The organism is Pseudomonas sp. MF6767 (assembly GCF_016405475.1).
Taxonomy (GTDB): domain Bacteria; phylum Pseudomonadota; class Gammaproteobacteria; order Pseudomonadales; family Pseudomonadaceae; genus Aquipseudomonas; species Aquipseudomonas paracarnis.
In genome coordinates this window covers 47986-61178 of the sequence record NZ_JAEKCY010000018.1, presented here as the reverse complement: position 1 = coordinate 61178, position 13193 = coordinate 47986, and the positions used below count along the sequence as shown (strand labels likewise).

8 protein-coding genes are annotated in these 13193 nt (G+C 62.3%); 5 read left to right on the top strand and 3 right to left on the bottom strand.

Annotated features, from left to right (window positions below):
* The first annotated feature begins 33 nt into the window (after positions 1-33).
* The gene (gene speA / locus JFT58_RS23660) at positions 34-1947 is read left to right on the top strand and encodes an arginine decarboxylase (protein WP_034126423.1); all 1914 of its coding nucleotides are present in this window, start codon (positions 34-36) and stop codon (positions 1945-1947) included.
* Positions 1948-2027: 80 nt separating this feature from the next.
* Here speA and JFT58_RS23655 read toward each other — a convergent pair whose 3' ends face one another.
* Both JFT58_RS23655 and JFT58_RS23650 read right to left on the bottom strand, forming a co-directional pair.
* Entirely contained in the window at positions 2028-2354 is a 327-nt protein-coding gene (locus JFT58_RS23655; RefSeq protein ID WP_054896399.1) for a hypothetical protein, read from the bottom strand.
* Positions 2355-2454: 100 nt separating this feature from the next.
* Complete coding sequence (locus JFT58_RS23650; protein WP_054896400.1) at positions 2455-3801, bottom strand: MATE family efflux transporter; 1347 nt, start codon at positions 3799-3801, stop codon at positions 2455-2457.
* 299 nt (positions 3802-4100) lie between these two features.
* Between JFT58_RS23650 and JFT58_RS23645 the strand changes: the two genes are divergently transcribed.
* Entirely contained in the window at positions 4101-8996 is a 4896-nt protein-coding gene (locus JFT58_RS23645; RefSeq protein ID WP_054896401.1) for an alpha-2-macroglobulin family protein, read from the top strand.
* 123 nt (positions 8997-9119) lie between these two features.
* On the opposite strand, the gene JFT58_RS23640 is transcribed toward JFT58_RS23645, so the two are convergent.
* On the bottom strand, positions 9120-9413 hold the full coding sequence (locus tag JFT58_RS23640; protein WP_003188208.1) for a hypothetical protein: 294 nt from the start codon (positions 9411-9413) through the stop codon (positions 9120-9122).
* Positions 9414-9634: 221 nt separating this feature from the next.
* Here JFT58_RS23640 and pbpC point away from each other — a divergent pair, with 221 nt between their 5' ends.
* The 3 genes from pbpC (at position 9635) to JFT58_RS23625 (ending at position 13182) form a co-directional block, all read left to right on the top strand.
* Positions 9635-11947 (top strand): peptidoglycan glycosyltransferase PbpC, encoded by a 2313-nt coding sequence (pbpC, locus tag JFT58_RS23635; RefSeq protein ID WP_081089325.1) that lies wholly within the window; start codon positions 9635-9637, stop codon positions 11945-11947.
* A gap of 184 nt (positions 11948-12131) precedes the next feature.
* A complete protein-coding gene (locus tag JFT58_RS23630; RefSeq protein ID WP_003188211.1) occupies positions 12132-12440 on the top strand; it encodes a MazG-like family protein in 309 nt (102 codons plus the stop codon).
* Positions 12433-13182: a methyltransferase gene (locus JFT58_RS23625; RefSeq protein WP_047712475.1), complete on the top strand. Its 750-nt coding sequence runs from the start codon at positions 12433-12435 to the stop codon at positions 13180-13182. Before JFT58_RS23630 ends, JFT58_RS23625 begins: the two co-directional genes overlap by 8 nt.
* The last annotated feature ends 11 nt before the right edge of the window (positions 13183-13193 follow it).

Genomic DNA, 13193 nt, shown 5'->3' with positions numbered 1-13193 from the left:
TGGCGCCTTCGCCTTCATTAATAGGGGACTTCGATGTCCGTACGACGCACACGCAAAGACGATGGCAGCCAATGGACAGTTGCGGACAGCCGCAGTGTTTACGGGATTCGCCATTGGGGGGCCGGGTATTTCGCGATCAATGAAGCCGGTCGCGTAGAAGTCCGTCCGAACGGCCCGAACAGCACGCCCGTCGACCTGTACGAGCAAGTCGATGAGTTGCGCAAAAGCGGCCTGTCGTTGCCGTTGCTGGTGCGCTTCCCCGATATCCTGCAAGACCGCGTGCGCCAATTGACCGGTGCCTTCGATGCCAACATCGAGCGCCTGGAATACCAGAGCAAGTACACCGCGCTGTACCCGATCAAGGTGAACCAGCAGGAAGCGGTGATCGAGAACATCATTGCCACCCAGAACGTTTCCATCGGCCTGGAAGCCGGCTCCAAGCCTGAGCTGCTGGCCGTGCTGGCCCTGGCGCCGAAGGGCGGCACCATCGTCTGCAACGGTTACAAAGACCGTGAGTTCATCCGCCTGGCGCTGATGGGCCAGAAGCTCGGCCACAACGTGTTCATCGTGATCGAGAAAGAGTCCGAGGTGGGGCTGGTGATCGAAGAGGCGGCGAGCCTCAAGGTCAAGCCGCAGGTGGGCCTGCGTGTGCGCCTGTCGTCCCTGGCATCGAGCAAGTGGGCGGACACCGGTGGCGAGAAATCCAAATTCGGTCTGTCGGCAGCCCAGTTGCTGTCGGTGGTCGAGCGCTTCCGCGCAGCCGGCCTGGACCAGGGCATCCGCCTGCTGCACTTCCACATGGGCTCGCAGATTGCCAACCTGGCCGACTACCAGCACGGGTTCAAGGAAGCCATTCGTTACTACGGCGAACTGCGCAACCTCGGCCTGCCGGTGGACCACATCGACGTCGGCGGTGGCCTGGGCGTGGACTACGACGGCACGCACTCGCGCAACGCCAGTTCGATCAACTACGACATGGACGACTACGCCGGCGTGGTAGTGGGCATGCTCAAGGAATTCTGCGACGCGCAGAGCCTGCCGCACCCGAACATCTTCTCCGAAAGCGGCCGCTCCCTGACCGCTCACCACGCCATGCTGGTGGTGCAGGTGACGGACGTCGAGAAGCACAACGACGAAATCCCGACCATCGAAAACAAGGAAAGCCTGCCGGAAACCGTGCAATGGCTGGTGGACCTGCTGGGCCCGACCGACATCGAGATGGTCACCGAAACCTACTGGCGCGCCACCCACTACATGAGCGACGTGGCCACCCAGTACGCCGATGGCAAGCTGACCCTGGCCGAAAAAGCCCTGGCCGAACAGTGCTACTTCGCGGTGTGCCGTCGCCTGCACAACTCGTTGAAAGCCCGCCAGCGCTCGCACCGCCAGGTGTTGGACGAACTCAACGACAAGCTGGCCGACAAATACATCTGCAACTTCTCGGTATTCCAGAGCTTGCCGGATACGTGGGCCATCGGCCAGGTCTTGCCGATCCTGCCGCTGCACCGCCTCGACGAAGAGCCGCTGCGCCGCGCCGTGCTGCAAGACCTGACCTGCGACTCCGACGGCAAGATCAAGCAATACGTCGACGAGCAGAGCATCGAAACCAGCCTGCCGGTTCACGGCTTGAACGAAGGCGAGGACTACCTGCTGGGTATCTTCCTGGTCGGCGCCTATCAGGAAATCCTGGGCGACATGCACAACCTGTTCGGTGACACCGACTCGGTGAACATCTACCAGCGTGAAGACGGTTCGGTGTACAGCGCCGGGATCGAGACTCACGACACCATCGAAGACATGCTGCGCTATGTGCACTTGTCGCCGGAAGAGTTGATGACGCACTACCGCGACAAGTGCGCGAGCGCGAAGATCTCGGCGTCCGAGCGTACCCAGTTCCTGGATGCGTTGCGTCTTGGGTTGACTCGTTCTTCTTACTTGTCTTCTTGAGTCGTGCGGCCTCACCGGAACTGAGCGAGTGTTCGTTTAGTTCCTGTGAGGCCGGCCGCATTGGCACGACGTTGATCAAGTCACCTTACGAGCAAGCATTGCGTCACTGGGCATTTGCTCTCTGAGTGAACGTTGAGGGCTATCTGCGTTATTGTGCCCTGACTGTTGAGGCGCGACAGGAGCACCTCTTTTCCATCGATTGTCAGGTCCTTTGATTCGCCTTTGGTGATTCTGTGCTGTTCAGTCCCATGTATCACCACGAGTGTGTACTCACCGGCCATTTGGTTCTCCACCCGCAGTGTCCCGGCCGGCTGCGCTGTTGAGTTCGATGGCGCCGTGCAGCCTGCGGTAGTCAGCGTGGCGATTACCCAAAGGGTGACGATGCCTGTTTGTCGTTTGATATTCATAGCGATTTTCCTTGGCGTAAGCAGGGGAGGTTGCCCACCGCTATTCAACGCTTGAAAAATCGGCTTGTAACCTGTCAGAAGTAACAGGTAGGGGCTCGTGTCAGCGGGTATCGCTCAGCCAGCGATTCTGCGTGCTCAGCCACCAGGCAATCGCCCCCAGGATCAAGCTGCGTACCGCCATGAATAGCAAAAAAGTTATCCACAGTCCGTGGTTGCCCAAGCCCTGCAAGGCCCAGGCAATCGGCAGTACCAGCATCACCGTCAGCAACATCCCATCGCGCATTTCCCGCGCCCGCGTTGCACCGATAAACAGCCCATCGAGCAAATAACTCCACACCGCAATCAACGGCAATACCGCGAGGTAGGGCAGGTAGATATCGGCGGTTTCGCGCACGCTGGGGATATCGGTTTGCATGGCGATGAACAGATGGCCGCCGAAGGTGAACAGCAGGGCGAAACCCACGCTGGCGATCAGCGACCAACCACAGGCAACCACCAATGACTGCCGTAACGCTTGCCGGTCACGTGCGCCGATGGCGTGGCCGCACAGAGCCTCGACCGCGTGAGCCAGGCCATCCAGGGCATGTGCCGTCAGTAACAGCCCATTGAGCAGCAAGGCATTGGCTGCAACTGTGGCATCTCCCAGCCTTGCGCCTTGCACCGTGATCATGAAAAACACCGACTGCAACGCCAGGCTGCGGATAAAAATGTCGCGGTTGACCGCCAGCAACGGGCGCCAGCTTTGCCACAATTTCAAGGCGGCCCAAGCGATATGCCCAGGATAGGCGCGCAGGGCTTTTTGCGTAAGCGCCAGGCCGAGCAGGGCGCCGGTCCACTCTGCGATCACCGAGGCTCGGGCGGAGCCGACCACGCCCCAGTCCAGCCCGAGGACGAACCATAGGTTAAGCGCGATGTTGACCAGGTTGGTGGTCAGCAAAATCGCCAATGGCGCTCGTGCATTCTGGGTGCCGAGGAACCAGCCGACCAGTGCATAACTGGCGAGAGCGGCGGGCAGGCCGAACAGGCGGGTGTGGAAAAACTCGCGGGTAAGTTGGTTCAGTTCGGGCGAGGGCTGCATCCATTCCAGGGCCAGATGGCTCAGGGGAATGCCCACGGTACCCAGTAAAATCGCCAGCCCCAGCGCCAACAGCAAGCCTTGCAACAGGATTTGCCGCAACGCTGCACCATCGTTACGCCCGGCGGCCTGGGCGGCGAACCCGGTGGAGCCCATGCGCAGGAAACCCATGGCCCAGGCGAGGAAGGTATACAGGCTGGCGCCGACAGCCACGGCACCCAGTTGGTGGGCGTGGGGCAGGTGGCCGATGACCATGCTGTCCACCAGAGCCACCAAGGGCACCGAGATATTCGACAGGATCATCGGCGCGGCCAGGGCCCAGACGCGGCGATGGGTGGGGCGGTGGCGCCAGTCGGTCAGCAGGGCGGTCATGAAGGCTCCTTGGTAGAGCGGCATTGTAACCGTCAACCCGCCACACAGCAGAACCAATGTGGGAGCTGGCTTGCCTGCGATAGCAGTGGGTCAGCCAGTGAAGATATCGGCTGAAAGACCGCTATCGCAGGCAAGCCAGCTCCCACCGTTTGATCTCCAGTGGCTGTGGGATTTGGCTTGGCTTCATGCCCACCTAGAACCAACCGCCCCTCCGTCGGTCAATGTGACCGGCGCCGCAGCAGCTTGGTCGGCGCTGATATATAGTTCACCCCTCGGTTCCCTCTGACTATGAGTGCCCCATGCTTAACAAAGGACTGTTCCTGGCCTGCGCGCTGGCCCTGCTGAGCGCTTGCGATTCTTCCGATAAACCCGCTGCACCGCCTGCGCCCACCGTGGCGGCAGCGCCGAAGCCGGTGAAAGCGGCGGTGGACGTGGCAGCGTTGAAGCAACGCTATGCCGGGCGTGAGCTAAGCGTGGTGGATGTGTCCGAGGTGCAGTTGGATGGGGCCAGCACGCTGTCGGTGAGTTTTTCCATTCCGCTGGACCCCGATCAGAAATTCGCCGACAAGCTGCACCTGGTAGACAGCAAGTCCGGCAAGGTCGATGGCGCCTGGGAACTGTCCGATAACCTGATGGAATTGCGCCTGCGCCACCTTGAACCGCAGCGCAAACTGGTGCTGACCGTGGACGCAGGGGTGAAGGCGGTCAACGGCAACACCCTCGCCGCCGAATACAGCGCCCGCCTGGAAACCCGCGACCTGCAAGCCACCGTCGGCTTCGCCAGCCGTGGCACCCTGTTGCCGACGCGCCTGGCCGAGGGCCTGCCGGTGATCGCGTTGAATGTCGACAAGATCGACGTGGAATTCTTTCGGATCAAACCCGAATCCCTGCCGTCGTTCCTGGCGCAGTGGGGGCGTAATACCAGCCTGCAAAGCTATGAGTCCCGTGAACTGCTGCCAATGGCCGAACTGGTGTACGGCGGGCGTTTCGACCTGAACCCGGCGCGCAATACCCGCGAAACCCTGTTGCTACCGATTGCCGGCCTCAAGCAGTTGCAGCAGCCGGGCGTGTACCTCGCGGTGATGCGCGCTTCGGGCACCTACAACTATTCGCAACCGGCCACCCTGTTCACCTTGAGTGATATCGGCCTGTCGGTGCACCGCTACGCCAATCGCCTGGATGTGTTTACCCAGGCCCTGGAAGGCGGCAAGGCACTCAACGGCGTCGAACTGGAAATCCTCGATGCCGAAGGCCGCGTGCTCGGCCAGGGCAAGACCGAAGACGGTGGCCACGCCGAGTTGCCGCTGCCGAAAAAAGCCCAGGTGTTACTGGCCAAGCAGGGCGAGCAAACCAGCCTGCTGCGCCTGGACAGCGCCGCGCTGGATTTGGCGGAGTTCGATATCGGCGGGCAACCGTCCCACCCGTTGCAGTTCTTTGTGTTCGGCCCGCGTGATTTGTATCGCCCCGGCGAAACCGTGCTGCTCAACGCGCTGTTGCGTGACAAGGATGGCAAGGCGGTGAAGCCTCAGCCGGTGAGCGTCGAAGTGCGGCGCCCGGATGAACAGGTGAGTCGCAAGTTCGTGTGGGAGGCCGACGCGTCGGGCCTGTATCAATACCCGTTGCAGCTGGCTGGCGAGGCGCCGACCGGGCGCTGGCAGTTGGTGTTCGACCTCGGTGACGGCAAGCCGCAACTCTATGAATTTCTCGTCGAAGACTTCCTGCCCGAACGCCTGGCGCTGGAACTCAAGGGCAGTGACACGGCGTTGAGCCCGGCGGATAACCCGGTCATCCAGGTCAACGGTCGTTACCTCTACGGCGCGCCCGCCTCCGGTAACCGCGTCAGTGGCCAGGTGTACGTGCGGCCACTGCGTGAGGCGGTCAAATCCCTGCCGGGCTACCAGTTCGGTTCCGTCACTGAAGAAGAGCTGAGCCAGGATTTCGAACTGGACGAAAGCGTACTCGACGCCAATGGCGAGCAAGCGCTGACCCTGGAAAGCAAGTGGGCCGAGGCCAAGTCGCCGTTGCAACTGATTGTGCAAGCCAGCCTGCAGGAGTCCGGCGGTCGGCCGATCACCCGGCGCCTGGTGCAGCCGATCTGGCCGGCCGAGCAATTGCCGGGCCTGCGTGGCCTGTTTGACGGCAAGGAAACCAACGGCGATGGCCCGGTGGAATTCGAAGTGCTGGTGGCCAACCAGGACGGTCAGAAACTGGCCGCGCAAGACCTCAAGGTGCGCCTGGTGCGTGAGCGCCGCGACTACTACTGGAACTACTCGGAGAATGACGGCTGGAGCTACCACTTCAACGAGAAATTCCTCAACCTCGATGAGCAGAGCCTGAACATCAAGGCGGGCGACACCGCCAAGGTCAGCTTCCAGGTGGAGTGGGGCCCTTACCGCGTGGAGGTCGAAGACCCGCAGACCGGGCTGGTCAGCAGCCTGCGTTTCTGGGCCGGCTACCAGGCCCAGGACAACACCGAAGGCGGCGCCGTGCGCCCCGACCAGGTCAAGCTAGCGTTGGACAAACCCGCCTATGGCGATGGCGACACCGCCAACGTCACCGTCACGCCACCGGCTGCCGGTAAAGGCTACCTGTTGGTGGAGTCTGCCGAAGGCCCGCTGTGGTGGCAGGAAATCGACGTGCCGGCCGAAGGCAAAAGCTTTGCGGTGAAGCTCGACCCTAAATGGTCGAGCCACGATCTGTATGTGAGCGCCCTGGTGATTCGTCCCGGCGAGCGCAAAGCCAATATCACGCCTAAACGCGCCGTGGGCTTGCTGCACCTGCCGCTGGATCGCACCCAGCGCAAACTCGGCCTGACCCTCACTGCACCTGAAAAAATGCGCCCCAAACAACCGCTGACGGTAAAGATCGCCGCCAAAAACGCCGATGGCAGTGTGCCTCAAAAGGTGCACGTACTGCTTGCGGCAGTGGACGTGGGCATCCTCAATATCACCGAATTTCCAACGCCCGATCCGTACGCCAGCCTGTTTGGCCGCAAAGCCTATGGCGTCGACCAATTCGACATCTACGGCCAGTTGATTGAAGCCGGCCAAGGGCGCCTGGCCAGTCTGGCATTTGGTGGCGACGCGGCGTTGGCCAAAGGCGGCAAACGCCCGGACACCAGCGTAACCATCGTCGCCCTGCAAAGCGCCCCGGTGACGCTGAACGACAAAGGCGAGGGCGAAGTCAGCGTCAATATCCCCGACTTCAACGGCGAACTGCGCCTGATGGCCCAAGCCTGGAGCGATGATCGCTACGGTATGGCGGAAGGCAAGACGGTGATTGCCGCCCCGCTGATTGCCGAGTTGTCGGCGCCGCGCTTCCTGGCAGGAGGCGACCAGACCACCCTGGCCCTGGACCTCTCAAACCTGTCGGGCAAGGCGCAGAAACTCGATGTGCAATTAACGACGCAAGGGCCGTTGGAACTGGTCAACAGCGACGCGCAATCGGTTGAACTCAAGCAAGGCCAGCGCACCACCCTGCGTATTCCGGTACAAGCCTGGGGCGGTTTCGGTCAGGGCAAGGTCAAGGTTACGGTCAATGGCCTGGACCTGCCGGGGGAAAACCTGCCTCCATTCAGCCGCGAATGGACCTTAGGCGTGCGCCCGGCGTACCCGGCCTTGCTCAAGCATTACCGCGCCGTGATCAAGGATCAGCCGTGGAGCTTACCGGCGGGCGCACTGGATCAGTTCGATGCCTCGGGGCGTGAGGCGCTGTTGAGCCTGTCGAGCCGGCCGCCGTTGAACCTGGGCGCGCAGATCAGTGCGCTCAAGGCGTACCCCTATGGTTGCCTAGAGCAAACCGCCAGTGGCTTGTACCCGTCGCTGTATGCCGACGATGCGCTGCTCAAGCGCCTGAGCATCAAGGGCGAGCCGGATGCCGAGCGCAAGCGCAAGATCGAGTTGGGCATCGAGCGCCTGCTGGGCATGCAGCGCTACAACGGCAGCTTCGGTTTGTGGGGCGCTGATGGCGAGGAAGAATATTGGCTGACTGCGTATGTCACCGACTTCCTGCTGCGCGCCCGCGACCAGGGTTTTGCAGTACCGCCTGAAGCCTTGAAGAAGGCCAGCGAGCGCCTGTTGCGGTATGTGCAGGAACGTAACCTGATCGAGGTGGATTACAGCGACAACGCCGAGCACACGCGTTTCGCCGTACAGGCCTACGCCGGTATGGTGCTGGCGCGCAGTCAGCAGGCGCCGTTGGGTGCGTTGCGCAGTCTGTTCGAACGGCGCAGCGACGCACGCTCCGGCTTGCCGTTGGTGCAGTTGGCCATCGCCCTGCAGAAAATGGGCGACCAGCCGCGTGCCGATCAAGCCTTGCTCGCCGGTTTGGCGGCGCAGCGCAGTGCCAAGGAGTGGCTGGCCGACTACGGCAGCCCGTTGCGCGATCAGGCGATGATTCTGGCGTTGCTGGAGGAGAACGACTTGGCCAAGGGCAAGCGTGAAGAGCGCCTGTTTACCTTGTCGGACCAGTTGGCGGCCAGCCCCTATCTGTCGACCCAGGAGCGCAACTCGTTGTTCCTGGCCGGGCGGCTGGGTTTCGCGCAGCCCGAATCGGCGTGGAAGGTGCTGTTGGATGGCAGCGACGGGGAGCATGAGCTGAACAACCAACAGTCGACGCTCAACCTGGAAGGCAAGCTGCTTTCCGGCAATTTGAGCCTGACCAATCAAAGCGGTGTGCCGGTCTACCAGCAACTGACAATCTCGGGTTACCCACAAGTGCCGCCTGCCCCGGGTGGCGAGAACCTGAGTATTCGCCGCGAATACCTGGGCATGAATGGCCAGCCGTTGAATTTGCGCAGCCTCAACAGCGGCGACCTGGTGCTGGTGCACCTGGCCGTCAGTGCCAAGCAACGCGTGCCGGATGCCTTGGTGGTGGACTTGCTGCCCGCCGGCCTGGAACTGGAAAACCAGAACCTGGCACAAAGCGCAGCGAGCCTGGAGAACGCCAGCAGCCAGGTGAAGGAGTGGCGCGAGTCGATGCAGAACGCATCGCTCAAGCATCAGGAGTTCCGGGACGACCGCTATGTGGCGGCGATGAATCTGGATGGCTATGGCACCACGCACTTGTTGTACCTGGCGCGTGCGGTGACACCGGGAACCTACCGCGTGCCGCCGCCGCAAGTGGAGTCGATGTATCGGCCGAACTGGCAGGCGGTGGGCGAGACGCCAGTGGATATGGTGATCAAGGGCCGCTGAAAGACACTGTAGGAGCGAGCTTGCTCGCGAAAAACGTCAACGATAACGCGTGCTTCCTGAATCAACGCGGCGTCTGTGAGTTTTTCGCGAGCAAGCTCGCTCCTACAGGAGAGGATCGAAATATCAGTGTACGACCCAGCTCAGCAACCAAAGCCCCAGCATCAGCCAGATGATTCCCACGATAATCGAGGCCCGCATAAAGGCGCGTACCGCCGAGTACAGGAAGAGCAACCCGACGATCAGAGTGATGATGCTGATGATCGAGGTGTCCATGCCCAAGGTGCGTGACAGGCCGTCGATAAAGTTGCCGCCGGCGTGGGTCAAGGCCCCGAACAAACCGCTGAGCCCGTCGACGATAAAACGGATGACGGAACCGAGCGCCTGGCCCAACCATTCGAAAAAGCTTTCTACCTGCATGTGCGTGTCCTGATGAGAAGGTGGGCGTAACTGTGCCTTTGGTTGTCGATAACGCAGGCGAGTTCCCTGCAAGCATAGAGGTTTGCCCGTTTGAGTTTTAGTTTAATCACCTGCGGATGTACGCGGCCCAATGTGTGGGGCTTGCTCGCGAAGGCGGCGTGCCTGTGACATCTCTGCCAACTGACCCACCGCTTTCGCGAGCAAGCCCGCTCCCACAGTTATTGCGCTGGGCTTTGGGTTGTGTGGTGTTGGTGGTTGCCCTGCTATGGCTGGCCGATCGCATCTGGCCCTTGCCCCTGCCCCAGGACGACCTGGCGCGGGTGGTGCTGGCCGAAGATGGCACGCCGCTGTGGCGATTTGCCGATGCCAATGGCGTATGGCGCTACCCGGTACAAACCCGCGAAGTCTCACCCTATTACCTCGACGCGCTGCTCACCTATGAAGACCGTTGGTTCTACCAACACCCCGGCGTAAACCCGTTGGCGCTGGTGCGTGCGACTTGGCAAAACCTGAGCGGCGCACGAGTGGTGTCCGGCGGCAGCACCTTGTCGATGCAAGTGGCGCGCCTGCTCGACCCGCACTCACGCACCCTGCACGGCAAGTTACGCCAGCTGTGGCGTACCGCGCAGTTGGAGTGGCACCTGTCCAAGGATGAAATCCTCAACCTGTACCTGAACCGTGCGCCCTTCGGCGGTACGCTGCAGGGCGTGGCGGCAGCGAGTTGGGCGTACCTGGGCAAGTCGCCATCACAACTGACTCACGCCGAAGCCGCGTTGCTCGCGGTATTGCCCCAGGCGCCGAGTCGTTTGCGCCCGGACCGTCATCCGCAGCGCGCCCAGCAGGCCCGGGACAAAGTGCTGCGCCGCCTGGCCGAGTTTCAGGTATGGCCGCAATCGGCGGTGGATGAAGCCTTGGAAGAACCCCTGTTGCTCGCCCCACGCCTGGAACCGAGCCTGGCGCCCTTGCTCGCACGTCGCCTGAATCGCCCCGACAGCCCGCCACTGATTCGCACCACTCTGGATGCCACCTTGCAACGCCGTCTCGAAGACCTGCTGTTGGGCTGGCGCGCACGCCTGCCGGAGCACACCTCCGCGGCCATCCTGGTGGTGGAAGAAGAAAGCATGGCGGTGCGCGCCTACCTGGGGTCGGTGGATATCAATGACACCAAGCGCTTTGGCCATGTGGATATGATCAGCGCGCTGCGTTCGCCCGGTTCCACCTTGAAGCCTTTTCTCTACGGGATGGCGTTGGATGACGGCCTGATTCACTCCGAATCGCTGTTGCAGGACGTGCCTCGGCGCTATGGCGATTACCGTCCAGGCAACTTTTCCATGGGTTTTACTGGCGCGGTGCCGGCGAGCACCGCGTTGTCCAGTTCGTTGAACCTGCCTGCGGTGCAACTGCTGGAAGCCTACGGGCCCAAGCGCTTTGCCGCACAGATGCGCATCGGTGGCATGCCGTTGGCGTTGCCGGCATTGGCCGAGCCGAACCTGGCGCTGATCCTCGGCGGTGCGGGCAGTCGTCTGGAAGATCTGGTGAGTGGTTACAGCGCCCTGGCCCGCGATGGCAAGAGCGCCAGCCTGCGGTTACAGCCGGACGATACGCTCAGGGAGCGGCCGTTGCTGTCGCCCGGCGCCGCATGGATTGTGCGGCGCATCCTCAGCGGCCAAGCGCGGCCCGACCGCGACCCGCGTGCCGAGCTGGTCCAACGGCCGGTGCTGGCATGGAAAACCGGCACCAGTTATGGCTTTCGCGATGCCTGGGCGATTGGCGTGGGCCCGCGTTACCTGATTGGCGTATGGATCGGCCGGCCCGATGGCACGCCGGTACCGGGGCAGTTCGGCCTGGCGTCGGCAGCACCGTTGATGTTGCAGGTGCATGACGTGCTGACCAACCGCGACAGCCAGCGCGGCATCAGTGCGCCAGTCAAACCGGTGCCTGCCAATATCGGCGTGGCAGCGATTTGTTGGCCGCTGGGCCAGCCCATGAGCCGCAGCGACCCCAATTGCCGCCGCCAGCGTTTTGCCTGGACCCTGGACAACACCACGCCGCCGACCTTGCAGGCATTGGATCAACCCTTGAGCGTGGGCTTGATGGAAAGCATCTGGGTTAACCCCAAGGGTTTGAGGGTCGATGCCCATTGCCCTGGCGCAACCCCCAAAAACATTGCGCTGTGGCCGGCGCCGCTGGAGCCCTGGTTGCCAAGGATTGAACGCCGGGAAGCGCGCATTCCTGCGCCTGACCCGGATTGCCCTCCGCCGGCGCTGGCCGCTTCATCGCCGTTGTCCATCGTGGGCGTACGCGAAGGCGACCAACTGCGCCTGCCCGCTGCCAGTCAACAAGCCTTGCGCCTGAACATCTCCGCCCTGGGCGGCAGTGGCCGGCGTTGGTGGTTCCTCAATGGGGCGCCGTTGGGTGACAGCGCCAATCAGGACAGCATCAATGCCAGTTTTGAACGGCTGGGCCGCTATCAGCTCAGCGTATTGGATGAAGCCGGTCAAACCGCCAGGCTCGAGTTCAGCGTTGTCGACTGATCGTTCCCACGCTCTGCTGATCGCTCCCACGCTCTGCTGATCGTTCCCACGCTCTGCGTGGTAACGCCGCCTGGGACGCTCCGCGTCCCGTCATCCGCGCAGGCGACGCGGAGCGTCACTGGAAGCATTCCCACGCAGAGCGTGGGAATGATCGGGTAAGCTATACCCATTCAGGAGCCCCCGCATGAACCTCGAACACCTCACCGAACGCCTGCACCGCATCCGCGATACCAACGACTGGAAGCAGTTCCACAGCCCGAAAAACCTGGCCATGGCTGCCAGCGTGGAAATGGCCGAGCTGGTGGAAATCTTCCAATGGCTCACCGAAGACCAATCCCGCCAACTGCCCGCCGATAAACTCGCCCATGCGGGCCAGGAGGTCGGCGATATTGTCCTGTACCTGCTGTTGCTGTGCAGTGAGCTGGGGCTGGATATGAACGAAGTGGTGCGCGCCAAACTGGCCGATAGCGAACGGCGGTTTGCCCATGAGTGATCGTCATTTCGACCAGTTGGCCACGCGCTTTGCCGAAAAAATCTACGGCGGTGCCAAGGGCGCGATTCGCCTGGCGGTGCTCCAGGCCGACCTGGTGCAAGCCTTGCCGCAGCGGCCGTTGCGCGTATTGGATATCGGCGCAGGCCTGGGGCACATGTCGCTGTGGCTGGCCGAGCAGGGCCACGAGGTAACCTTGGCCGAACCCGCTGCGCCGATGCTTGAAGGTGCGCGCCAGCGCTTCGCCGACGCGGGCCAAAGCGCGACCTTTATTCATGCACCGTGGCAGGACTTGCTTGGCCAGCTCACCGAGCCTTACGATCTGGTGCTGTGTCATGCCGTGCTGGAGTGGTTGGCCGAGCCCCACGCCATCCTGCCGGTGCTGCACCAGCTGACGCTGCCGGGTGGCTGGTTGTCCCTGGCGTTCTACAACCGTGATGCGTTGATCTACCGCAACCTGCTCAAAGGCCACTTCCGCAAAATGCGCAAGAACGACATGGCCGGCGAAAAGCAGAGCCTGACGCCGCAACAACCCCTGGACCCACGGGAGTTGGCGGCGCAACTTGAAGGGTTGTGGCAGGTCGAAAGCCAAAGTGGCGTGCGGGTGTTCCACGACTATATGCCGGTGGAATTCCAGGCTCGCGCCAACCTGCAGGACTTGTTGGAGATGGAGCTCGCTCACCGTCGTCACCCAAGCTTTGCCGGGCTTGGGCGATATTTGCACTGGATCTGCCGCCCGGTTTAAGCGGCCCAGCG